Source organism: Sphaerotilus microaerophilus (assembly GCF_023734135.1).
In the GTDB taxonomy this organism is placed as follows: Bacteria; Pseudomonadota; Gammaproteobacteria; order Burkholderiales; family Burkholderiaceae_C; genus Sphaerotilus; species Sphaerotilus microaerophilus.
On sequence record NZ_AP025730.1, the window covers coordinates 2,149,999 to 2,169,933 of the forward strand.

The 19,935-nt window shown below is 72.9% G+C and carries 22 protein-coding genes, 1 other RNA gene and 1 riboswitch; of the genes, 15 read left to right on the top strand and 8 right to left on the bottom strand.

The window, feature by feature from the left end; translation table 11 throughout:
• Window positions 1-112: 112 nt before the first annotated feature.
• The gene (locus NGK70_RS09415; protein WP_251972984.1) at window positions 113-1,120 is read left to right on the top strand and encodes a GGDEF domain-containing protein; all 1,008 of its coding nucleotides are present in this window, start codon (window positions 113-115) and stop codon (window positions 1,118-1,120) included.
• 31 nt (window positions 1,121-1,151) lie between these two features.
• Here NGK70_RS09415 and NGK70_RS09420 read toward each other — a convergent pair whose 3' ends face one another.
• The 5 genes from NGK70_RS09420 to NGK70_RS09435 form a co-directional block, all read right to left on the bottom strand.
• Complete coding sequence (locus NGK70_RS09420) at window positions 1,152-1,967, bottom strand: sulfite exporter TauE/SafE family protein (RefSeq protein WP_251972985.1); 816 nt, start codon at window positions 1,965-1,967, stop codon at window positions 1,152-1,154.
• The gene (locus NGK70_RS09425) at window positions 1,964-2,422 is read right to left on the bottom strand and encodes an EVE domain-containing protein (protein WP_251973727.1); all 459 of its coding nucleotides are present in this window, start codon (window positions 2,420-2,422) and stop codon (window positions 1,964-1,966) included. Before NGK70_RS09425 ends, NGK70_RS09420 begins: the two co-directional genes overlap by 4 nt.
• 108 nt (window positions 2,423-2,530) lie before the next feature.
• Window positions 2,531-2,708, bottom strand: a non-coding RNA gene (gene ssrS / locus NGK70_RS26620) — 6S RNA.
• Window positions 2,709-2,735: 27 nt separating this feature from the next.
• A complete protein-coding gene (locus NGK70_RS09430; protein ID WP_251972986.1) occupies window positions 2,736-3,059 on the bottom strand; it encodes a cell division protein ZapA in 324 nt (107 codons plus the stop codon).
• On the bottom strand, window positions 3,056-3,292 hold the full coding sequence (locus NGK70_RS09435) for a cell division protein ZapB (protein WP_251972987.1): 237 nt from the start codon (window positions 3,290-3,292) through the stop codon (window positions 3,056-3,058). The genes NGK70_RS09430 and NGK70_RS09435 overlap by 4 nt, the downstream gene beginning before the upstream one ends.
• A gap of 73 nt (window positions 3,293-3,365) precedes the next feature.
• Window positions 3,366-3,601, top strand: a riboswitch (cobalamin riboswitch).
• Between the two features lie 160 nt (window positions 3,602-3,761).
• Between NGK70_RS09435 and NGK70_RS09440 the strand changes: the two genes are divergently transcribed.
• The 10 genes from NGK70_RS09440 to NGK70_RS09485 all read left to right on the top strand — a co-directional run bounded on the left by NGK70_RS09440 (window position 3,762) and on the right by NGK70_RS09485 (window position 13,955).
• Complete coding sequence (locus NGK70_RS09440) at window positions 3,762-5,633, top strand: TonB-dependent receptor (RefSeq protein WP_251972988.1); 1,872 nt, start codon at window positions 3,762-3,764, stop codon at window positions 5,631-5,633.
• A gap of 49 nt (window positions 5,634-5,682) precedes the next feature.
• On the top strand, window positions 5,683-6,246 hold the full coding sequence (locus tag NGK70_RS09445) for a bifunctional adenosylcobinamide kinase/adenosylcobinamide-phosphate guanylyltransferase (protein ID WP_251972989.1): 564 nt from the start codon (window positions 5,683-5,685) through the stop codon (window positions 6,244-6,246).
• Complete coding sequence (locus tag NGK70_RS09450; protein WP_251972990.1) at window positions 6,243-7,121, top strand: ABC transporter substrate-binding protein; 879 nt, start codon at window positions 6,243-6,245, stop codon at window positions 7,119-7,121. The genes NGK70_RS09445 and NGK70_RS09450 overlap by 4 nt, the downstream gene beginning before the upstream one ends.
• Window positions 7,121-8,194 (top strand): FecCD family ABC transporter permease, encoded by a 1,074-nt coding sequence (locus NGK70_RS09455; RefSeq protein ID WP_251972991.1) that lies wholly within the window; start codon window positions 7,121-7,123, stop codon window positions 8,192-8,194. Before NGK70_RS09450 ends, NGK70_RS09455 begins: the two co-directional genes overlap by 1 nt.
• Before the next feature lie 115 nt (window positions 8,195-8,309).
• On the top strand, window positions 8,310-9,095 hold the full coding sequence (locus NGK70_RS09460; RefSeq protein ID WP_251973728.1) for an ABC transporter ATP-binding protein: 786 nt from the start codon (window positions 8,310-8,312) through the stop codon (window positions 9,093-9,095).
• 25 nt (window positions 9,096-9,120) lie between these two features.
• Window positions 9,121-10,617 (top strand): cobyric acid synthase, encoded by a 1,497-nt coding sequence (locus tag NGK70_RS09465; RefSeq protein ID WP_251972992.1) that lies wholly within the window; start codon window positions 9,121-9,123, stop codon window positions 10,615-10,617.
• A gap of 30 nt (window positions 10,618-10,647) precedes the next feature.
• Window positions 10,648-11,736, top strand: coding sequence for a nicotinate-nucleotide--dimethylbenzimidazole phosphoribosyltransferase (gene cobT, locus NGK70_RS09470; protein ID WP_251972993.1), 1,089 nt, complete (start codon window positions 10,648-10,650; stop codon window positions 11,734-11,736).
• A 13-nt stretch (window positions 11,737-11,749) separates the two neighbouring features.
• Window positions 11,750-12,577: an adenosylcobinamide-GDP ribazoletransferase gene (cobS, locus tag NGK70_RS09475; RefSeq protein WP_251972994.1), complete on the top strand. Its 828-nt coding sequence runs from the start codon at window positions 11,750-11,752 to the stop codon at window positions 12,575-12,577.
• Window positions 12,570-13,148, top strand: coding sequence for a histidine phosphatase family protein (locus NGK70_RS09480; protein WP_251972995.1), 579 nt, complete (start codon window positions 12,570-12,572; stop codon window positions 13,146-13,148). The genes cobS and NGK70_RS09480 overlap by 8 nt, the downstream gene beginning before the upstream one ends.
• 3 nt (window positions 13,149-13,151) lie before the next feature.
• Window positions 13,152-13,955 carry a cobalamin-binding protein gene (locus tag NGK70_RS09485; RefSeq protein WP_251972996.1) on the top strand — a complete coding sequence of 268 codons (804 nt, stop codon included), beginning with the start codon at window positions 13,152-13,154 and terminating at the stop codon, window positions 13,953-13,955.
• 21 nt (window positions 13,956-13,976) lie between these two features.
• Here the strand turns inward: NGK70_RS09485 and nth are convergent, their stop codons facing one another.
• Window positions 13,977-14,615, bottom strand: coding sequence for an endonuclease III (gene nth, locus NGK70_RS09490; protein WP_251972997.1), 639 nt, complete (start codon window positions 14,613-14,615; stop codon window positions 13,977-13,979).
• Window positions 14,616-14,848: 233 nt separating this feature from the next.
• Between nth and NGK70_RS09495 the strand changes: the two genes are divergently transcribed.
• Window positions 14,849-15,424, top strand: a complete 576-nt coding sequence (locus NGK70_RS09495) for a hypothetical protein (RefSeq protein WP_251972998.1) — start codon at window positions 14,849-14,851, stop codon at window positions 15,422-15,424.
• Here NGK70_RS09495 and NGK70_RS09500 read toward each other — a convergent pair.
• Entirely contained in the window at window positions 15,354-15,782 is a 429-nt protein-coding gene (locus tag NGK70_RS09500; RefSeq protein WP_251972999.1) for a YchJ family protein, read from the bottom strand. The genes NGK70_RS09495 and NGK70_RS09500 overlap by 71 nt on opposite strands.
• 72 nt (window positions 15,783-15,854) lie before the next feature.
• Here NGK70_RS09500 and yaaA point away from each other — a divergent pair, with 72 nt between their 5' ends.
• The 3 genes from yaaA (at window position 15,855) to NGK70_RS09515 (ending at window position 18,453) form a co-directional block, all read left to right on the top strand.
• Window positions 15,855-16,634, top strand: a complete 780-nt coding sequence (yaaA, locus tag NGK70_RS09505) for a peroxide stress protein YaaA (RefSeq protein WP_251973000.1) — start codon at window positions 15,855-15,857, stop codon at window positions 16,632-16,634.
• Between the two features lie 128 nt (window positions 16,635-16,762).
• Window positions 16,763-17,686, top strand: coding sequence for a 2OG-Fe(II) oxygenase (locus NGK70_RS09510; RefSeq protein WP_251973001.1), 924 nt, complete (start codon window positions 16,763-16,765; stop codon window positions 17,684-17,686).
• 92 nt (window positions 17,687-17,778) lie between these two features.
• Entirely contained in the window at window positions 17,779-18,453 is a 675-nt protein-coding gene (locus NGK70_RS09515) for a hypothetical protein (protein WP_251973002.1), read from the top strand.
• A gap of 12 nt (window positions 18,454-18,465) precedes the next feature.
• On the opposite strand, the gene NGK70_RS09520 is transcribed toward NGK70_RS09515, so the two are convergent.
• Window positions 18,466-19,854 carry an MBL fold metallo-hydrolase RNA specificity domain-containing protein gene (locus NGK70_RS09520; RefSeq protein WP_251973003.1) on the bottom strand — a complete coding sequence of 463 codons (1,389 nt, stop codon included), beginning with the start codon at window positions 19,852-19,854 and terminating at the stop codon, window positions 18,466-18,468.
• Between the last annotated feature and the right edge of the window lie 81 nt (window positions 19,855-19,935).

The following is a 19,935-nucleotide window of genomic DNA, read 5'->3' on the forward strand; positions in this document are numbered from 1 at the left end:
CGTGCCCGAGGCGGGCCGGGCGGGCTGCGTATCATGCCGAGGCTTTTGCCTCGTTCCGGTGCGTCTTCGGCGACGCGGGCACGGGGCTCCCGCGACCCAGCCGGTGACCAGCATGTCCGAACCCACCAATCCCCTCGTGCCCGATGTCGTCCTGCAGGGCCTGCTGCAGCTCGTGCAGGCGCATGGCGGCATGGTGTCGGTCAAGGAGGCAGCCAGTGGCCGCTACCTCTGGGCCAATGACCCGATGCTGCAGGTGCTGGGCGTGCCGGTGGACCGGCTCGTCGGCCATACCGACCTGGAGGTGCTGCCGCTGGCCGATGCCAGCTCGGTGCGCGCAGCCGACCAGCGTGCCCTGGGCGGCGGTGGGGTGGTCACGGGTGAGCAGCGCTTCGAGCGCCAGGGCCAGCGGCAGGACTACCGCACCTGGCGCTGCGTGCTGCCGGCAGCCGGTGGCCAGGGCCCCGGGCACCTGCTCAGCCTGTGGTGGAACGACACACCCGCCCGCCAGAGTGCCCAGCAGCTGCAGCAGGCGCTGGCCCAGATCGAGCGCCAGCACGGGGCGATGGAGCAGATGCGCCGACAGCAGGCCGAGGGCATCGACCGGCCGAGCGAGCTGTTCCGCCGCGAGCACTTCGAGGAGCATCTGCGGCGCGAGGTGGCACTGTCCCTGCGCGAGCAGCGTGAGTTCGCGCTGGTACTGATGGCGGTGGACCGCTTCGAGGAGTTGCGCAGCCGCCAGGGCGATGCGGCGGTGAAGCGGGTGGCCGAGAGCATCGCCCAGCTCATGCGCAGCAACACCCGGGCGATGGACGTGCTGGCGCAGCTGGGCGAGGACCGCTTCGCGATCCTGTTGTCCGGCGTGGGCCTGGCCACCGCCTACAACCGCATGGAGCAGCTGCGCCGTGCCTGCACCAGCCAGCTGGTGGTGGTGGAGGGGCGCAGCTTCAACTTCGAGATGTCGGTGGGCCTGGCCGGCTTCCCGCACACCGCAGAGACGCTCGACGACCTCAGCCAGGCCGCGATCCGCGCGCTGCAGGATGCCCGCAAGCGCGGTGGCAGCCGGGTGACGCTGGCGCCAATCCGCCTGGGCGACGGCAGCATGACGGGCCAGGCGGCCTGAACCGGCCGCGGACCGGGCTGCGGGTGGTTGTTCAGCCCCGCAGGGCCTTGTTCAGCATGTAGGCCGCCAGGCCGTAGAGCACCAGCGCGAAGACGCGCTTGAGCTGCGCCACGTTCATCGCGTGCGCGGTGTGCGCGCCCAGCGGGGCGGTGAGCACGCTGGCGCTGGCGATCACGCCGAGTGCGGGCAGCCAGAGGTAGCCGAGCGCGCCGGGCAGGCCGGTGTCGAGCGACCAGCCGCCGATCACGTAGCCGACCGTGCTGGCCAGCGCGATCGGGAAGCCCAGCGCCGCCGAGGTGGCCACCGCATTGTGGATCGCGACGTTGCACCAGGTCATGAAGGGCACGGAGATGAAGCCGCCGCCCGCGCCGACCAGCCCGGAGATGAAGCCGATCACGCTGCCCGCGGCCACGCGGCCGGCCGCACCGGGCATCTGCCGGGTCGGCTTGGGCTTCTTGTCCAGCAGCATCTGGGTGGCCGAGAAGGCCACGAACAGACCGAACACCAGCGCCAGCGCCTGGCCCTTGAGCAGCGCGAAGACGCCGGCCCCGGCGACCAGGCTGCCGATCACGATGCCCGGCGCCAGCGTGCGCACCAGGTCCCAGCGCACCGCGCCGCGGCGGTGGTGTGCCCGCACGCTCGACAGCGAGGTGAAGAGGATGGTCGACATCGAGGTGGCGATCGCCATCTTCACGCCCAGCCCGGCGCCGATGCCGCGCGTATCGAGGATCAGCGTGATGAAGGGCACCATCAGCATGCCCCCGCCGATGCCCAGCAGGCCAGCAAGGAAGCCGGTGCAGCTGCCCAGCAGCAGCAGTTCGGCGATCAGGGTGAGGTCGAAATTCATGCGGGTTCAGTCACGCCCAGCAGCGCCAGCACGGCCTGCCACTCGGCGAGGGTCACGGGGGTGATGGACAGGCGGTTGCCGGGGCGCAGCAGTGCCATGCCGGCCAGCTCGGGGTGGCTGCGCAGCTCGGCCAGGCCGAGCTGGCGGGTCCGGCGGACGAAGCGCACGTCCACATGCAGCCAGCGCGGGGCGGCTGGCGAGGCCTTGGGGTCAAAGTACGGGCTGGCTGCGTCAAACTGCGTGGCATCCGGGTAGGCCGGCGAGGCCACCTCGGCCAGGCCGGCGATGCCCGGCTCGGGGCAGGAGGAGTGGTAGTACAGCACCCCGTCGCCGATGCGCATCGCGTCGCGCATGAAGTTGCGTGCCTGGTAGTTGCGCACGCCGGTCCAGGCCACCGTCTGGCCGGGCAGGCGGGCGAGCTCGTCGATCGAGCACTCGTCCGGCTCGATCTTCATCAGCCAGTGCCGCGGCTCGACGACGCGGTCATCGTCGCCGTCGCAGGGAAGGGGGGAGGGGAAGGGAGAGGGGGATGCCACAGGCGGTGGATTGTGGCAAAGGAAAAGGTGTCCACCGCGAACCGAAGGCCGCATTCCTGAACCCAGGGGATTCAGGGGGGCAAGGTCAACCTGACTTCGGGTTCATCTGACGCGAGACGATCACACCAGCCAGGTGATGTTCCAAGCCCAGGCTCGCGAGAGCATCGGTTCAAGGAACTAAAAACCTCCGCGGACGCAGTGGACGAGGCCATTCTAGACGTCCCCAAAGCCCTCAGAGCAACTGTCCGTCTCCGCCGAGTGCGGCATCCACACGGCGCACCAGGCCTTCCACGTCGATGCTGCAGGGCGTGCCCTGCGAGGCCGCTGCCGCTGGCGCTGCGGCGGGCGCGGCGCTGCCGCGTTCGGCCAGCGCGTAGGCCAGGTTGAGTGCGGCCAGCACGGCGATGCGCTCGCGCGCCTTGACCTTGCCGGCGTCGCGGATGGCGCTCATCTCGCGGTCCACACTGCCCACGGCTTCGAGCAGATCGGTTTCCCGCCCGTCCGGGCAGGCCAGGATGTAGGTCTGGCCCATGATGGCCACTTCGAGCTGCTTCACAGGCCACCTCCGGATGTCGTGTTGCGCTCGTGCGCATCCACCTCGCCCACCGGCAGGCGTTCGATCAGGGCGTCGATGCGGCTGCGCGCCGCGGCCAGGCGAGAGCGCAGGTTGTCGCGTTCGGCCGCGACCGTGGCGAGTTGCTGTTCGAGCAGGGCGTTGGTGCGCTTGAGTTCTTCATGCCGCAGCAGCAGCCGTTCAACCCGGTCGGCGAGGTCTTCGAGTGTGGACATTGCGCAGGTAGGGGGGCGTGTGCAGGGCAGGTCGCCCCGAGCGGGATGATTGTAGTGGGCGGGGTCCGAGGTGATTACAATTCACGCTGTTGGTGCTCGTGCCGGCGTTCACGTCGGCACGGTTAAACGGGAAGCAGGAAAGCCGACTCCTCCGGAGAACGCTCAACCTGCGCTGCCCCCGCAACGGTAAGCGGACGGGAGTTCACGCTCCCTGCCACTGTGCACAAACCACTGGGTCGCATCGCGAACCGGGAAGGTCACAGGGGTTCGTCCGTCAGCCCGGATACCGGCCGACAGGAGGCCGCTGCCGTTGTGCAGCGGCCGTTTCGCGTCGACCTGCGGGGAAGCGGGTGGCGCGCACCATGTCCCTTGGCTCCCGATGAAATTCCCCTCTCGAACGCTGGCTGCGTTCCCCCCGCGGCGCCTCGCCGCGGTGTCCCTGTGCGTGGCCGGTTGCGCGGCCTCCCCGATGGTTGCCGCCCAGGCAGCCGCCTCCCTGGACCAGGTGGTCGTCACCGGTTCGCGCTTCAGCGATGACCCGCGCGGCCTGCCCTTCGGCGTCAGCGTCATCACCGCGCAGGACATCCGCCGCTCCGGTGCGGGCACCGTCAACGAGGCCGTGATGAAGCTGCTGGGCGTGCCCGGGCGGCTCGACCTCTACGGCGGCGGCGAGTACGCGCTGGACCTGCGCGGCTTTGGCAGCACCTCCGACAGCAACATGGTCATCGTGGTCGACGGCCTGCGCCTGAGCGAAGGCGACCTGGGCGGTACCCGCCTGGCGGGTATCCCGATCGACACCGTCGAGCGCATCGAGGTGCTGCGCGGCAGCGGTGCCGTGCTGTACGGCGAGGGCGCCACCGGCGGCGTCGTGATCATCACCACCAAGGCCGGCCGGGGGGCGCAGCGGCGCAACACCGCGCAGGTCTATGCCGCCGCTGGCAGCCACGCGACCCGCGAACTGCGTGCCGGTGCCACCCTGGTGGCCGGCGACTTCTCGGTGGACGTGGCCGGCAACCGCCGCCTGTCCGACGGCCACCGCGACAACGGCGAGTCGGCCACGCGGGGCGGCTCGGTGGCCGCCCAGTGGGCAACCGACGGCCTGCGCATCGTCCTGCGCCATGGCGAGGACCGCCTCAACGCCGGCCTGCCGGGCGCGCTGTCCACCGCGCAGTACGACAGCGACCCGAGCCAGACGGAACACCCGAACGACTGGGTGCGCATCATCAACCGGCGCAACAGCCTGCAGGCCGACTGGCGCCTGGGCGACTGGGAGTTCGGCTTCGACGCCGGGCAGCGCGCCAAGCAGGTGCGCAGCCTGAGCACCTACTTCGGCTCGGCGTCGAGCTACGACTACGACGTGGCGGCCGACCAGGTTGGCGCCCGGGCGCGCTACAGCGCTACCCTGGGCGGCCTGCGCAACAGCCTGGCCGGTGGCGTGGACCTGAGCCACTGGGACCGGGACGTGGCCGGCACCTACGGGTCGAGCGCGCGGCAGACCAACCGGGCCGTCTACCTGCGCGATGACCTGACGCTCGAAGGCGGCACCCGCCTGAGCGCCGGCCTGCGCCGCGAGGCCATCCAGAAGACCCACAGCGGCGTCACGGCCGCGCTTGAAGACACCCTGCAGGCCTGGGAGCTGGGTCTGGTGCAGCCCCTGGCCGCCCAGTGGCAGGCCTATGGTCGCCTGGGCCGCAGCTTCCGCCTGGCCAACGCCGACGAGTTCAGCTACACCTCCGGCACGCCGCTGCGGCCGCAGATGTCGCGCGACGTCGAACTCGGGGCGCGCTGGAGGGCCGAACGCGACCGGGCCGACCTGCGCCTGTACCGCAACAGCCTGCGCGACGAGATCGGCTACGACCCGTCGGCCAACGGCGGCTGGGGTGCCAACGTGAACTACGACCCGACGCGCCGCCAGGGCATCGAGCTGGAGGGCAGCCACGCGCTCACGCCGGCGCTGGAGCTGCGCGCCACGGCCGCGTGGCGCCAGGCGACCTTTGTCGGGGGCGCCTATGACGGCAAGGACGTTCCGCTGGTCAACGCCGGCAGCGCCTCGCTGGGGGCGCAGTGGCAGGCGCTGCCGGGGCACCGGCTGGGGGCGACCCTGGTGTACGCCTCGTCGCGCCACCCGGACCTGGCCAACAGCTGCAGCATGCCCTCGGTCACCACGCTGGATCTGCGCTGGGCCTGGGAGCTGCCGGTGGTCGAGCTGAGCGTGGCGGTGGGCAATGCCACCGATCGCAAGTTCTACACCCAGGCCTACGCCTGTGCGAACGGCCTGCCCACGTCGATCTACCCGGAGCCCGGGCGCAGCGTGACGGCCGCGGCGCGGCTGAACTTCTGATCCGCCACGGATTGACACGGGGCACGGGCCGCAAGGCGGGGGTGGTTGGATGAAGCCGACACACGAGCTGATCCTCGGCGGGGCCAAGAGCGGCAAGTCGCGCCGTGCCGAGGACCTCGCCGCGCACTGGCTGGCCGGTGCGGGCGGCCGCTCGGCCGTCCTGCTGGCCACCGCGCTGGCGGGGGACGACGAGATGGCCGCGCGCATCGCGCGCCATCGGCGTGACCGTGCCGAGCGTGTGCCGGACTTGGCCACGGTCGAGGTGCCGGTCGACCTGCCTGCCGCGCTGCAGGCCCAGGACGACCCGCAGCGCCTGCTGCTGGTCGACTGCCTGACGCTCTGGCTGACGCAGTGCCTGCTGCCGCCACCCGGGGCCGCCCCGCAGGACTGGGCCGCCCTGGAGCAGGCCCTGTTGCAGGCGGTGCAGGCCGCTCGCAGCCCGCTGGTGTTCGTCTCCAACGAGATCGGCCTGGGCGTGATGCCGATGTCGCCCGAGGCGCGGCGCTGTGTCGATGCGCTCGGGCTGCTGCACCAGCGGCTGGCCGCCGCTTGCGACCGCGTCACCCTGCTGGTGGCCGGCCTGCCCTTGGCCGTGAAAGGCGCCTTGCCATGACCCGATTCCTCCTGTGGTGGCTGCTCCTGATCGCCCAGCCCACCCTGGCCGCGGGCATCCAGGTCACCGACGACCGGGGCGTGACGCACCGCTTTGCCGCGCCGCCGCAGCGCATCGTCTCGATGCTGCCCTCGCTCACCGAGAGCGTCTGCGCGCTGGGCGGCTGCGCCCGGCTGGTCGGCGTCGACCGCTATTCCAACTGGCCTGCGTCGGTGGAGAAACTGCCCCGGCTGGGCGGGCTGGACGATGCGCTGATCGAAGGCATCGCCGCGCTGCGCCCGGAGGTGGTGCTGGCCTCCACCTCGGCGCAGTCGCTCGACCGGCTCGACGCCCTGGGCCTGAAGGTGCTGCGCCTGAAGTCCGACAGCCACGCCGACACCCGCCGCACCCTGGGCCTGCTGGCCGAGCTGCTGGGCAGCCCGGAGCAGGCGGCGCAGGTCTGGGCGGCGGTCGAGCGTGACCTGGCTGCCGCCGCGGCGCGTGTGCCACCGGCCCTGCGCGGCGCCAAGGTCTATTTCGAGATCGGCGGCGGGCCCTACGCGGCCGGGCGCAGCTCCTTCATCGGCGAGACGATGACCCGGCTGGGCCTGGTCAACATCGTGCCGGCAGAGCTGGGGCCGTTCCCGAAGCTGAACCCGGAGTTCGTGCTGCGTGCGCGCCCCGATGTGGTGATGGGCGTGCAGCACGAGGCCGCCGCGATGGCGCAGCGCCCCGGCTGGGCGCAGCTGCCGGCGCTGCAGCAGGGCCGCCGCTGCGACCTGCCCACCGCGCAGTACGAGATAATGGGCCGACCTGGCCCGCGCCTGGGCGAGGCCGCCGGCCTCCTGGCCGACTGCCTGCAGCGCGTGGGCACGATGGCGGGAGCAGGGCGGTGATGGCGCTCCCGCAGGCCGCGTCACCGGCCACCGCGTCCCGGCCAGCGCCAGGCGCGGCCGACCACCTTCGGCAGCGCCGCCGCCTGCTGGGCTGGCTGGGGCTGGGCCTGCTGGTCGGCCTGCTGGCCGGGCTGGTCACCGGCAGCGCCGGTTTCTCCCTGGAGACCCTGCAGTCGGACCTCGCGGGTGAGCAGGCCTGGCTGATCCTGGGCGAGATCCGCGCGCCGCGCACCCTGGGCGCAGCCCTGGTGGGGGCCCTGCTCGGCCTGGGCGGGGCGCTGGCTCAGGGGCTGTTCCGCAACCCGCTGGCGGATCCCTACCTGCTCGGTGCGGCTGCCGGCGCAGGCTTGGCGGTGGTGCTGGTGCTGGCCGGGGCCACCCTCGGCGGGCTGCAGCTCAGCCTGACGGCCGCGCTGTGGCTGGAGCGGGTCGGGCTGGTGATGGCCGCCTTCATTGGCGCGGTTGGAGGTGTCACGCTGACGCTGCTGCTGGCGCGTGGGGCGCTGCACACCACCCGGCTGCTGCTGTCCGGCGTGGTGCTGGCGGTGCTGCTGGGCGCGCTGAGCGACCTGGTCACGGTGGTCTCGCCGGACGCGCTGCGGGGCAAGCAGGCCTTCATGCTCGGCAGCACCAGCTTCCTCGGCTGGTCCTCGGTGGCGCTGATGGCCGCCGGGCTGACGATGCTGCTCGGCCTGGCGCTGCGCCACGCCCGCGCGCTGGACGCCCTCACGCTGGGCGAGGACAGCGCCGCCAGCCTGGGCCTGGACCTGGGCCGCGTGCGGCTGCTGCTGGTGCTGCTGCTCTCCGGGGCCACCGCGCTGGCGGTGTCGCAGGCCGGCCTGGTGGCCTTTGTCGGCCTGGTCGCACCGCACCTGGTGCGCCGTCACGCCCCTGGCGCACACGCCTGGCTGCTGGCGGCCAGTGCGCTGATGGGCGCGGTGCTGCTGCTGGTGGCCGACGTGATCTCGCGCGCGCTGATCGCGCCGCAGGAGCTGCCGGTGGGCGTGGTGACCGCGGTGCTTGGCGGGCTCTACCTGTGCTTGCTGTTGAACCGCCGGGTGCGGGGCGGATGAGACCCCCTGTGTCAACCCCCGCAAGCGGGCCGAGCGCCGGGCCGCTCCCAAGCCGGCCCGCCATCCCCTCGGGGGATCGGACCATGTACCCATGGGACGAGGGGCTGTCATGAGGATGCCCCCGCCCGTGCTGGAGGCCACCGGCCTGCAGGTCGGCTATGGCGACCGCCCGGTGCTGAAGTCGGTGGACTGCCGCTTCGAGGCGGGCTGGACGGCCATCGTCGGCCCCAACGGCGCTGGCAAGAGCACCCTGCTGCGGGTGCTGGCCGGGCTGCTGCCGCCGCAGGCCGGCGAGGTGCGGGTGGATGGGCGCCGCCTGAAGGACCTGAGCCCGCGCGAGCGTGGGCAGCGCATCGCCTGGCTGGCGCAGCAGGGCGAGGTCACCGGCGAGCTGACCGTGCGCGAGACGGTGGCGCTGGGCCGCCTGCCGCACCTCGGCCTGTTCGGCACACCGGGGTCAGCCGACGAGGCCGCGGTGGACCGTGCGATGGCCGAGGCCGAGTGCGCCGACTGGCAGGACCGGCGCCTCAACGCCCTCTCCGGCGGCGAGCGCCAGCGTGTGCTGCTGGCCCGCGCCCTGGCCACCGATGCCCCGGTGCTGCTGCTGGACGAGCCCACCACCCACCTCGACCCGCCGCACCAGGTGGCGCTGGTGCGCCTGGCGCAGCAGCTGGCGCGCGCCCGCACCGTGGTCACGGTGATGCACGACCTGTCGCTGGCGCTGGCGGCCGACCGGCTGCTGCTGTTGCAGGCCGGCCAGGTGAGCTGTGCCGGCGCACCGTCCGACCCCGCCCTGCGTGATGCCCTGGAGGCGGTGTTCCGCCACGCCATCCGCATCGTCGAGCAGGACGGCCAGTGGGTGGCGCTGCCCCGCCTGGCCGCCCCGCCGGCACCTCCTTGAACCCTCCCCCTTCCTCCATTCATCGATGACCGCACGCGCCATCATGGTGCTGGGCACCACCAGCGGGGCCGGCAAGAGCTGGCTGGCCACCGCGCTGTGCCGCTGGTATGCCCGCCAGGGGCTGCGTGTGGCGCCCTTCAAGGCGCAGAACATGAGCAACAACGCCCGCGTCGTGCCCGGCCCGGGCGGTCGCATGGGCGAGATCGGCAGTGCGCAGTACTTCCAGGCCCTGGCCGCGCGCGCCGCGCCCGAGGTGCGCCACAACCCGGTGCTGCTCAAGCCCGAGCACGACACCGCCAGCCAGGTGGTGGTGCTGGGCGAGGTGCGGCGTGACCTGGGCGCCGTGCCCTGGCGCGAGCGCAGCGAGGCGCTTTGGCCCCCTGCGCGCCAGGCGCTGGCCGAACTGATGGCGGAGAACGATGTGGTGGTGATCGAGGGCGCCGGCTCGCCGGCCGAGATCAACCTGCACGCCAGCGACTACGTCAACATGCGCACCGCGCTGGCTGCCGACGCGGCCTGCCTGCTGGTGACGGACATCGACCGCGGCGGCGCCTTCGCCCACCTCTACGGCACCTGGGCGCTGCTGCCGCCTGGCGAGGCGGCACTGATCCGCGGTTTCGTGCTCAACCGCTTCCGTGGCGACGCAGCGCTGCTCGCGCCCGGCCCGGCGCAGATCCGGGCGCTCACCGGCGTGCCCACCGTCGCCACCCTGCCGATGTGGCACGAGCACGGCCTGCCCGAGGAGGATGGCGTCTTCGATCACCGCGCCGGCGGGGGGGACGAGGGCGCGCTGCGGGTGGCCGTGGTGGCCTGGCCGCGCATCAGCAACCTCGACGAGTTCCAGCCGCTGCGCCACCAGCCCGGCGTGCGGTTGACCTGGGCACGCCAGCCGGCCGACCTGGACGGCGCCGACTGGGTCATCCTGCCCGGCAGCAAGCACACCAGCGCGGACCTGGCCTGGCTGCGCGCGCAGCGGCTGGATGCGGCGATTGCCGCCCACGCGGCCCGCGGCGGCGCGCTGCTGGGCATCTGCGGCGGCCTCCAGGTGCTGGGCGAAACGCTCACCGACCCGGATGGGGTCGAGGCCAGCCAGGCCGCTCCCTTCGGCGGCGATGCCCCCGGCCTGGGCCTGCTGCCGCTGGTCACCCGCTTCGAGCGCGACAAGCGCGTCGCCCCGGTGTCGGCGCGCTTCGGTCCGCTGGAAGGTGCCTGGTGCGCGCTGTCTGGCGTGGGCTTCGACGGCTACGAGATCCACCAGGGCCGCACCGTCTTCCACCCCTCGCTGGAGCGCTGCGCCGAGGTGCTGCGCAACCCCGCCGGCGAGGTGCTGGGCTGGCAGCAGGGCAACGTGCTGGGGCTCTACGCCCACGGCCTGTTCGAGTCGCCCGCGGTGCTGCAGGCCCTGCTGGGCCACCCCGGCCGCACGCTCGACCAGGTGTTCGACGGCCTGGCCGACTTCATCGACCGCCATTTCGAGCCCGGTGCGCTGGAGGGGTTGCTGCGCCCCGCCGTGTTGCGCTGATGCCTGGCTGCTCCTTTTGCGCTCCCCGACATGTCACACACGCCCTACCTCCTGCCTGAGGTCGCCGACCTCGCCACCCTGAACGACGCTGCGTTGCCGGCGCGCCTGCAGGCCCTGATCGACGGCAAGACCAAGCCGCTGGGCTCGCTCGGCCGGCTGGAGGCCCTGGCGGTCCAGCTCGGCCGCATCCAGGGCCGCGAGCAGCCGCGCCTGGAGGCGCCGCAGGTGGTGGTGTTCGCGGGCGACCACGGTCTGGCCGCTCGCGGCGTGTCCGCCTACCCCAGCGACGTGACCTGGCAGATGGTCGAGAACTTCCTGGCCGGCGGCGCGGCGGTCAGCGTGCTGGCGCGCCAGCACGGCCTGGCGCTGACGGTGGTGGACGCCGGCGTGCGGCACGACCTCGCGCCCCGGCCCGGCCTGCAGATTCGCAAGATCGCCCCCGGCACCGCCGACATGCTGGCCGGCCCGGCGATGAGCGCCGCGCAGTGCCAGGCCGCGCTGGCGGCGGGTGCGGATGTCGTGCGCTTGCTGCCGGGCAACGCGCTGATCTTCGGCGAGATGGGCATCGGCAACACCTCGGCGGCGGCGCTGATCCTGGCGCGCCTGAGCGGCCAGCCGATCGAGCGCTGCGCCGGGCGCGGCACCGGGCTGGACGACGCGGCGCTGCAGCGCAAGCTGGAGCTGCTGCGCGGCGTGCTGGCGCGTCATCCCGGCCACCCCGGCCAATCCGGTGTCAGCGAACCGCTGGACGTGCTGGCCACCTTCGGCGGCTTCGAGATCGCGATGATGGTCGGCGCGCTGCTGCAGGCCGCCGCCGAGCGCCGCGTGATCCTGGTGGACGGCTTCATCGTCAGCGCCGCGGTGCTGGTGGCCGCGCGCCTGCGCCCGGCCGTGCTGCAGCGCTGCGTCTTCGCGCACCAGAGCGACGAGTCCGGCCACCGCCTGCTGCTCGACCTGCTCAACGCCCAGCCGCTGCTGCAGCTCGGCCTGCGCCTGGGCGAGGGCTCGGGCGCCGCGCTGGCCTGGCCGCTGCTCGAATCGGCCTGCCGCATCCTGGCCGAGATGGCCAGCTTCGAGTCGGCCGGCGTATCCGACAAAGCCACGGACAAGGACGCCTGAGGTCGGGGGCGCCATGGGTCACCTCGCCCGCGAGCTGCGGCTCTTCCTCATCGCGCTGCAGTTCTTCACCCGCGTGCCGGTGACGGGCCGGCTGGCCGACTGGGTCGGCTGGTCGCCCGAGGCGATGCACGCCAGCGCCCGCCACTACCCGGCGGTGGGGCTGCTGGTGGGCGCCTTCAGCGCGCTGCTGCTGGCGGCGGCGCAGCTCTGGCCGCTGCCGGTGGCGGTGGGGCTGGCGATGGCCGGCTCGGTCTGGCTCACCGGCGGCTTCCACGAGGACGGCCTGGCCGACACCTGCGACGGCCTGGGCGGCGCCGTCTCGCGTGAGCGGGCACTCACCATCATGAAGGACTCCCGCCTGGGCAGCTACGGCGCGCTCGGGCTGGTCTTTGTGCTGGGCCTGAAGGCCGCCGCGCTGCACGGGCTGGCGGTGCAGAGCCTGCCGCTGGCCGCCGCGCTGCTGGTCTGGGCGCACGCCGCCTCCCGTGCGCTGCCGGTGGCGCTGCTCTGGCTGCTGCCCTACGCGGGGGATGTCGAGCACGCCAAGGCCAAGCCGATGGCGCAGCAGATCTCCGGTGCCGGCCTGGCCGTCGCGCTGGGCTGGGTGGCGCTGGCGACGGGTGCGCTGGTCGTCGTGCTCGGCGCCTGGGGGCTACCGCTGGCGGCGCTGGTGGGCCTGATCGGGATGGGCGCGTGGTGTGCACGCTGGTACCGGCGCCGGCTGGGCGGCTTCACCGGCGACACGCTGGGCGCGGCGCAGCAGCTCGGCGAGCTGGCGGCCTACCTCGGCGCGCTGGCGTTGCTGCCGCTGATGCCACCGATGGGTGGTGCCCATGGCTGAGCTCTGGATCTGGCGCCACCCGCGCCCGGACGGCGCCGCCGGGCGCTGCATCGGCGCGGGCAGCGACCTGCCGGTGGACCCGCGCCGCGCCAAGCGGCTGGCGCACCGCATCCGCCAGCAGGCCCGTCGCGCCGGGCTGCCGCGGGTGATCGCCACGTCGCCCCTGCGCCGCGGTGCCGCCGTGGGCCGCTGGCTGCGGCGCTGGGGCTGGCGGCATGGGGTCGATGCCCGGCTGGCGGAGCTGCACTTTGGTGCCTGGGACGGTCAGCCCTGGTCGGCGATCTCCCGCGAAGCCTTCGCCGCCTGGGAGGCCGACTTCCTGGGCCACGCGCCCGGTGGGGGCGAGAGCCTGGCCGCGCTGCGCCAGCGCCAGGCCGAGTGGCTCGATGAAGCCGGCGACCTCCCGGCGCGCCTGGTGGTCGGCCACGCCGGCTGGATCAACGCGCTGCGCACCCGCCACCACCCGCAGCTCACCGCCGCCAACTGGCCGCGCCCGCTGCGTTACGGCCAATGCTGGCGCGAGCCGGCCGCTTCCGATGCGCTCAACCCGACACCGCCCGACGCCCGCTGAACCATGACCGCTGACCTGCTCCCCCGCCGCATCGTCTGCCTCACCGAGGAAACCACCGAGACGCTCTACCGCCTGGGCGAGGAGGCGCGCATCGTCGGCATCTCCGGCTACACCGTGCGCCCGGCGCGGGCCCGCCAGGAAAAGCCAAAGGTCAGCGCCTACCTGAGCGCGAAGATCGACAAGATCCTCGACCTGGAGCCGGACCTCGTGCTCGGCTTCTCCGACCTGCAGGCCGACATCGCCAGCCAGTTGGTACGCGCCGGGGTGGCGGTGCACGTCTTCAACCACCGCGACGTGGCGGGCATCCTGCGCATGATCGCGATGGTGGGGGCGATGGTGGGGGCACAGGACCGCGCCGCTGCGCTGCTGGCCGAGCTGCAGGCCGGCCTGGACGCCGCCGCCGCGCGCGTCAAGGCGCTGCCGTGCCGGCCCAAGGTCTACTTCGAGGAGTGGATGGAGCCGCTGATTTCCGGCAACGGCTGGGTCAGCGAGCTGATCACGCTGGCCGGCGGTGAGGAGTGCTTCCCCGAGCTGGCCGGCCGCTCGCACGGGAAGGACCGCATCATTGCCGACCCGCTGGAGGTGGCCCGCCGCGCGCCGGACCTGATCCTGGGCTCCTGGTGCGGCCGCAAGTTCCGCCCCGATCAGGTGGGGGCCCGCCCCGGCTGGGAGGCGGTGCCGGCGGTGCGTGATGGCCAGGTCTACGAGATCAAGTCCAGCGAGATCCTCCAGCCCGGCCCGGCGGCGCTGACCGATGGGCTGCGGCAGATCCAGGCGCGCATCCAGGCCTGGGTTGAACGGGGCTGAACGGAGCTGAGTGCCGCTGAGTCAGGGCGCCGGCGTCTTGTCCTTGAAGCCGCACTGCGCCGCGATCGCGCACTGCCAGCACTTCGGCGTGCGTGCCACGCAGACGTAGCGCCCGTGCAGGATCAGCCAGTGGTGCGCGTCGGCGAGGAACTCCTTCGGCACGCGGCGCATCAGCTGCTGCTCCACCGCCAGCGGGGTCTTTCCGGGCGCCAGCCCGGTGCGGTTGCCGACGCGGAAGATGTGCGTGTCCACCGCGCAGGTGGGCTCGCCAAAGGCGACGTTGAGCACCACGTTGGCGGTCTTGCGGCCCACGCCGGGCAGGGCTTCGAGCGCCTCGCGGCTGCGCGGCACCTGGCCACCGTGCTGTTCCAGCAGGATGCGGCAGGTGGCGAGCAGGTTCTTCGCCTTGGTGCGGTACAGGCCGATGGTGCGGATGTGCTCGGCCAGCCCGGCCTCGCCCAGCGCCAGCAGCTTGGCGGGCGTGTTGGCGACCGGGAAGAGCCGGCGCGTCGCCTTGTTGACGCTCACGTCGGTGGCCTGGGCCGACAGCAGCACGGCGGCGAGCAGCTCGAACACCGAGCTGTATTCCAGCTCCGAAGCGGGCTGCGGGTTGGCCGCGCGCAGGGTGGTGAACATCTGCTGGATCTGGCGGGTGTGCATGGGGCCTGGGGCGTCGTTGGGGGTTGCGGTTTCGGGGGAAGGGATTGCCGGTTCTGCCGCCTGCGTCCGGGGTGTCCCCCGGCGAAGCAGGGGGGGCGGACCTGCGGGCCCGGGATGGGCGGGCCCCGGCGGGCTGCCGAGAATCTCTCCGTCTGCCCGCCCTGGGTCTGGATGGCACCGCTGCCTGCGATGTGCCGGCATCCGTGCACCGGGGTGGACACCCAGGAGTGTGCATGTTGTTCGATTCCCCGCCACCTTCGTCCGCCGAGACGGCCATCCCCCCGCGGCGCCTGCCCAGCGAGGGCCTGGCGCCCGACGTGGCCGCACTGGCGGTGGCCTGCCTGCTGGTCGGCCTGCTGGCGCTTGCCGGTGCGCTGGTCGCGCCCGGGCTCCAGGCGCGGCCGGCGCTGCTGCTGCGGGTGCTGGGACTGGGGCTGCTCTTCAGCGGCGTGGGTGCGGGCCTGCTGGCACGCTGGCGCTGGGCGTGCAGCGCGGTGCTCGGCATGCTGGCCTACGGCGCCGTGGCCCAGCTGACCCAGGGCTGGCTGCAGGACGATGTGCTGGCAGCCTGGCTGGAGGCGATCAGCGGGCAGTCGCCCCACGCCTTCATCGCCCTGGGCGCCTTCGCGGACGGTCTCGGGCCAGCCTGGAGCGTGGCACTGTGCGGCGCCTGCGGCTGGTACCTGCTGCGCCTGTCGCTGCCGCTGTGGCACGCCCAGCTGAGCGCGGCGCCTTTCGTCAGCCCACCTCCCCATCCACGTCCCCATCCACGTAATACCAGCGCCCGCCCTCCCGCACGAAACGGCTGAGCTCCTGCAGCCGGTGCGCCCGGCCGCTGAGTTTGCTGCGCGCCACGAATTCCACCGTGGCGTGGTCGGCGTCCTGCGGAACGTGAGCACGCACCTGCAGGCCCAGCCACTTCAGGCCGGGTTCCGGCGCTTCCAGTTCCGAGGGCCGGGTGCTCGGGTGCCAGGTGGCGAGCAGGTACTCGCGCCGGTCCAGCACGAAGGCGCTGTAGCGCGAGCGCATGAGCGCCTCGGCGGTGGGCGCCAGCAGCCGCTGCGCCCCTTCGTGCCAGCGGCCGCAGCATTTCGCCAGCGGTTGGCCGGAGCCGCAAGGGCAGGGCAGGTGAGCGGGCGGGGCATCGGGCGGGGCAGTGCGGCTCATGCCGGCATCCTGCCAGAGCCGCCTGCCGCTGCTACGCTTGCGGCCGACCCGTGATCCCGCCACCGCATCGCCATGCTCCTGCTGCTCTCGCCCGCCAAGTCGCTCGACTACGACACCCCCACCGACATCGCTGCCACCACGCCGAAGTTCATGGCCGAGGCGGCGCAGCTGATCGAGCTGCTGCGCCCGCTCACGCCGGCCCACGTGGCCGGGTTGATGGACCTGTCGGACGCGCTGGCGCAGCTCAACGTCGGCCGCTATGCCGCCTGGCGCCGCCGCGCCACGCCGGCCAACAGCAAGCCGGCGCTGCTGGCCTTCAACGGCGATGTGTACGACGGGCTGGATGCGCGCAGCCTGGGCCGCGAGGACCTGGCCTGGGCGCAGGAGCACTTGGTGATCCTCTCCGGCCTGTATGGTGCGCTGCGCCCGCTGGACGCCCTGCAGCCCTACCGGCTGGAGATGGGCACGCGCCTGGCCAACCCGCGTGGCCGCGACCTCTACGCCTGGTGGGGCGACACGATCTCGCGCTACCTCAACCAGCGCCAGAAGGGCGTGCGCAGCGGGCCGGTGCCGGTGGTGGTCAACCTCGCGTCGCAGGAGTATTTCAAGGCGGTGGACCGCCGCGCGCTGAAGGCCCGGGTGGTGGAGTGCGTCTTCGAGGACTGGCAGCGCGATGCCTGGCGCATCGTCAGCTTCCACGCCAAGCGGGCGCGCGGGAGGATGGCGCGCTGGGCCATCGAGCAGCGCTGCAGCGCGCCCGAGCAGCTCAGCGGTTTCGACCGCGCCGGCTACGCCTGGGACGAGGCTGCCTCCGGGCCCGACCGGCTGGTGTTCCGCCGCCGCACGGACTGAGTACAGCGAGGCGAGCCGGGCTTGGCCGACCGCCCCGCAACGGGTGGTTGCAGCTGGAACCTGGGCTTGCCAAGCTCATTGAGGTGTCTCAGCCAAATGCGCCGCGCCGGGCTGCCAGAATTGCGCCCATGAGCACGCAGACCGTTTCGTCAAAGGCTTCCGCCAAGGCTTCCACCCAGCCTACCCAGGCTGCTCAGGCCAGCTCCGCCCAGGCTGCCAGCCCCGAGCTGCGCCAGTGGATCATCGAGCAGGCCCAGGCCGGCCACAGTCCCGAGTCGGTCCTCAAGGCCATGACCGATGCCGGCTGGCACGAGGCGGTGGCCGTTGCGACGCTGGAGGACACGCTCGCGGGGCACCTGGCCAGGCAGCGGGAGCAGGATGCCCTGCCCCCGCCGTCGCCGGTGCCCGAGCCGGACCTGCGTGGCTCGCCGTCGAGCGTGTTTGCGCACGACCGCGAGGTGCAGGTGCTGCTGAGCATGCGCGACCCCCGGGTGGTGGTGTTCGGCGGCTTCATGTCGCACGAGGAGTGCGACGCCCTGATCGAACTGGCCCGCCCGCGCCTGGCCCGCTCTGAAACGGTTCACAACGAAACCGGCGGCAGCGAGGTCAATGAGGCCCGCACCAGCCATGGCATGTTCTTCCAGCGCGGCGAGTCCGAGCTGCTGCGGCGCATCGAGGCGCGCATCGCTGCGCTGGTGAACTGGCCGGTCGAAAACGGCGAGGGCGTGCAGGTGCTGAACTACAAGCCCGGTGCCGAGTACAAGGCGCACTACGACTACTTCGACCCCGCCCAGCCTGGCACCGCCACCATCCTCAAGCGCGGTGGCCAGCGCGTCGGCACGCTGGTGATGTACCTGAATGCCGTCGAGGCCGGTGGCGGCACCTCCTTCCCGGACGTGCAGCTGGAAGTCGCCCCGGTCAAGGGCAACGCCGTCTTCTTCGCCTATGACCGCGCGCACCCGTCGAGCCGCTCGCTGCACGGCGGCTCTCCGGTGGTGGCGGGTGAGAAGTGGGTCGCCACCAAGTGGATGCGCCAGGGCCGCTTCGACTGAATTGATAATGGCGCGCCCCTGCTGCGACGCAGCAGGCGCGCCCTGATGCGTCACCGAGAGACCCGAAAGACCCGAGAGACCCTGGAGACTCCATGAAAACCATCCACGCCGCCTTTGCGGCCCTTGCGCTGGCCACCGGCGTGCACGTGCAGGCTCAGCAGGCGGCTTCCGCGCCCACGCCGCGTCCGATCCAGACCAGCCCGGTGGCGCCACAGCCCGGCGCCGTGCCGGCCCTGCCCGCTGCGGCACCCCAGGCCCCCATCGCGGTGAGCCCGGCGCCCACCGCGCCGGCACCGGCGCTGGGTGAGCTGCCCCAGCGCGCCGCCCCCAAGGCCGCAGCCGCAGCGGCGCCCGAGGCCTCGCGTGCCAAGGCAACGGCCGATCGCGCCGAGGCCCGCAAGCAGGCCCGTGCCGACGCGGCCAAGAAGCGCGCCGAGCGCCGTGCAGCCCATGCGGCCGAGCGCAAGGCAGCGCCCGCCAAGGCCGGTGCGCACAAGGCCGGCCCCCACAAGGGCAAGGCCGCTGCCGCAGCCGGTGAGGGCAAGAAGGCCGCCAAGGCAGCGGTGGCGAAGGAGGCGGGTGCCAAGAAGCACAAGGCCGCTGCGGCCGAAGGTGCCAGCGCGCGCAAGGGTGCACAGGCCGCCGACCGCGCCGAGCGCCGGGCTGCTGCCGAGAAGGTGCGCGCAGAACGCCGCGCCAAGAACGGCGCGGCCGCGGCCGCCAAGCCGACCCCGGCGGGCAGCCGCAACGACGGCTCAATGCCCTGAACGGTGCCCCGTTCAGGCCGAGGCCGCCGCAGGCGCGGTGGCCAGCCTGAGCACCTCGCCGTGCTGCGGCACGCGCACCGGCCAGCCCAGTTCATCCTTGATGCGCAGGCGCAGGCTGTCGGCTGCGCCCGGATCACCGTGCACCACCATCACCTGCCCGGGGGGCTGCGGCAGGCTGCGCAGCCAGTCGAGGATGCCGTTGGCATCGGCATGCGAGGAGAACGAGGCCAAGTGGTGCACCTCGGCCTTCACCGCCACGTACTGGCCGGCGATCTTCACCTCGCGAGCGCCCGTCACCATCTTGCTGCCGCGGCTGCCCGGCACCTGGTAGCCGGGGAAGACCACCGCGTTGCGCGGGTTCGGGGCGAGCGCTGCCAGGTGCTGCAGCACCCGTCCACCGGTGGCCATGCCACTGGACGAGAGGATCAGCGCCGGCCCCTTGCGGCGTGACAGCCGCTGCGACTCGGCCGGCGTCGCCACCACCCGCACCCCTTCGCACAGCGCACGCTCCTCGGCCGCCGAGAGCTTGAGCAGCCGGCGGTGCTGGTGGTAGATCAGCGTGGCCTCCTGCGCCATCGGGCTGTCCAGGTAGATCGGCAGGTCTGCCGGGATCTCGCCGGCATGCTTCAGGCGCTGCAGCACCAGCATCAGCGCCTGGGCGCGCCCGACCGCGAAGGTCGGCACCAGCACCGTGCCGCCACGCCGTGCGGTGCGGCGGACGATCTCGCCCAGGCGGGCCTGCGCGTCGTCGCCGGGGTGCAGGCGGTCGCCGTAGGTGCTCTCCACCAGCAGCACGTCCGCGGCGGAAGGCAGGGTCTGCGGGGCGGGCATCAGCAGGTCGTCCGAGCGGCCCAGGTCGCCGGAGAAAAGCACCTGGTGCTGGCCGTCGCCCAGGCTGACCGCGCAGGCGCCCAGCAGGTGCCCCACCGGGGTGAGCCGGGCCTGCCACCCGGGGGTGGGCTTGAAGGCCTTGCCGGTGCTCACCGGCCTGAACTGGTCCAGCGCCCGCTGGGCATCGCGCACGGTGTACAGCGGCAGGGCCGGGGCGTGGCGGCTCCAGCCGCCGCGGTTGGCACGCCGGGCGTCCTCTTCCTGCAGGTGGGCGGCGTCCAGCAGGATCACCTGCGCCAGATCGTGTGTGGCCTGGCTGCACCAGATCGGCCCGCGAAAACCCTGCCGCACCAGCGCCGGCAGCCAGCCGCTGTGGTCCAGGTGCGCGTGGCTGAGGATCACCGCGTCGACCTCGTGCGAGGGCACCGTCAGCGGTGCCCAGTTGCGTTCGCGCAGCGCCTTCCAGCCCTGGAACATGCCGCAATCCAGCAGCACGCGCGTGCCGTTGCTCTGCACCAGGTGTCGGGAACCGGTGACGCAATCGGCCGCGCCGAGGAACTCGATTTGCATCGCAATGCCTTTCTGCCGGTCCGGTCGTCGCTGCACGAACGTGCGAACCGTCACGCTCAAGCATGCCAGTGCCGCGCCGCA

Coding starts and splice junctions, on each gene's coding strand:
- NGK70_RS09465 (WP_251972992.1), top strand. CDS start 9,121: ATGACCGCACGCGCCATCATGGTGCTGGGCACCACCAGCGGGGCCGGC.
- cobT (WP_251972993.1), top strand. CDS start 10,648: ATGTCACACACGCCCTACCTCCTGCCTGAGGTCGCCGACCTCGCCACC.
- NGK70_RS09460 (WP_251973728.1), top strand. CDS start 8,310: ATGCCCCCGCCCGTGCTGGAGGCCACCGGCCTGCAGGTCGGCTATGGC.
- cobS (WP_251972994.1), top strand. CDS start 11,750: ATGGGTCACCTCGCCCGCGAGCTGCGGCTCTTCCTCATCGCGCTGCAG.
- yaaA (WP_251973000.1), top strand. CDS start 15,855: ATGCTCCTGCTGCTCTCGCCCGCCAAGTCGCTCGACTACGACACCCCC.
- NGK70_RS09520 (WP_251973003.1), bottom strand. CDS start 19,854: ATGCAAATCGAGTTCCTCGGCGCGGCCGATTGCGTCACCGGTTCCCGA.
- NGK70_RS09450 (WP_251972990.1), top strand. CDS start 6,243: ATGACCCGATTCCTCCTGTGGTGGCTGCTCCTGATCGCCCAGCCCACC.
- NGK70_RS09515 (WP_251973002.1), top strand. CDS start 17,779: ATGAAAACCATCCACGCCGCCTTTGCGGCCCTTGCGCTGGCCACCGGC.
- NGK70_RS09415 (WP_251972984.1), top strand. CDS start 113: ATGTCCGAACCCACCAATCCCCTCGTGCCCGATGTCGTCCTGCAGGGC.
- NGK70_RS09445 (WP_251972989.1), top strand. CDS start 5,683: ATGAAGCCGACACACGAGCTGATCCTCGGCGGGGCCAAGAGCGGCAAG.
- NGK70_RS09500 (WP_251972999.1), bottom strand. CDS start 15,782: ATGAGCCGCACTGCCCCGCCCGATGCCCCGCCCGCTCACCTGCCCTGC.
- nth (WP_251972997.1), bottom strand. CDS start 14,615: ATGCACACCCGCCAGATCCAGCAGATGTTCACCACCCTGCGCGCGGCC.
- NGK70_RS09440 (WP_251972988.1), top strand. CDS start 3,762: ATGGTTGCCGCCCAGGCAGCCGCCTCCCTGGACCAGGTGGTCGTCACC.
- NGK70_RS09435 (WP_251972987.1), bottom strand. CDS start 3,292: ATGTCCACACTCGAAGACCTCGCCGACCGGGTTGAACGGCTGCTGCTG.
- NGK70_RS09480 (WP_251972995.1), top strand. CDS start 12,570: ATGGCTGAGCTCTGGATCTGGCGCCACCCGCGCCCGGACGGCGCCGCC.
- NGK70_RS09510 (WP_251973001.1), top strand. CDS start 16,763: ATGAGCACGCAGACCGTTTCGTCAAAGGCTTCCGCCAAGGCTTCCACC.
- NGK70_RS09425 (WP_251973727.1), bottom strand. CDS start 2,422: ATGAAGATCGAGCCGGACGAGTGCTCGATCGACGAGCTCGCCCGCCTG.
- NGK70_RS09420 (WP_251972985.1), bottom strand. CDS start 1,967: ATGAATTTCGACCTCACCCTGATCGCCGAACTGCTGCTGCTGGGCAGC.
- NGK70_RS09495 (WP_251972998.1), top strand. CDS start 14,849: ATGTTGTTCGATTCCCCGCCACCTTCGTCCGCCGAGACGGCCATCCCC.
- NGK70_RS09455 (WP_251972991.1), top strand. CDS start 7,121: ATGGCGCTCCCGCAGGCCGCGTCACCGGCCACCGCGTCCCGGCCAGCG.
- NGK70_RS09485 (WP_251972996.1), top strand. CDS start 13,152: ATGACCGCTGACCTGCTCCCCCGCCGCATCGTCTGCCTCACCGAGGAA.